Raw genomic sequence first — 246 nt, 5'->3', positions numbered from 1 at the left:
GCTTTAATTAGCAAACTCGATGCCCGAGTGGTGGAATTGGTAGACACAAGGGATTTAAAATCCCTCGACTAACAAGTCGTGCCGGTTCAAGTCCGGCCTCGGGCACCACTTTGTGGTTTGGTCGCATACACCAATATGTAACTTATAAAAATTATTTAGAATTAATATGATGCGGCACTAGCTCAGTTGGTAGAGCGCGACCTTGCCAAGGTCGAGGTCACGAGTTCGAGCCTCGTGTGCCGCTCC

2 tRNA genes are annotated in these 246 nt (G+C 48.4%); both read left to right on the top strand.

What is annotated here, in order from left to right:
* The first annotated feature begins 21 nt into the window (after window positions 1–21).
* Window positions 22–108 (top strand) — tRNA-Leu (locus P20439_RS13975).
* Between the two features lie 63 nt (window positions 109–171).
* Window positions 172–244, top strand: a tRNA-Gly gene (locus P20439_RS13970).
* Window positions 245–246 lie beyond the last annotated feature (2 nt).

Source organism: Pseudoalteromonas sp. BSi20439 (assembly GCF_000241165.1).
Taxonomy (GTDB): Bacteria; Pseudomonadota; Gammaproteobacteria; order Enterobacterales; family Alteromonadaceae; genus Pseudoalteromonas.
Note: the sequence above shows the minus strand (reverse complement) of the source record. Positions and strands in the feature narration are given on the sequence as shown.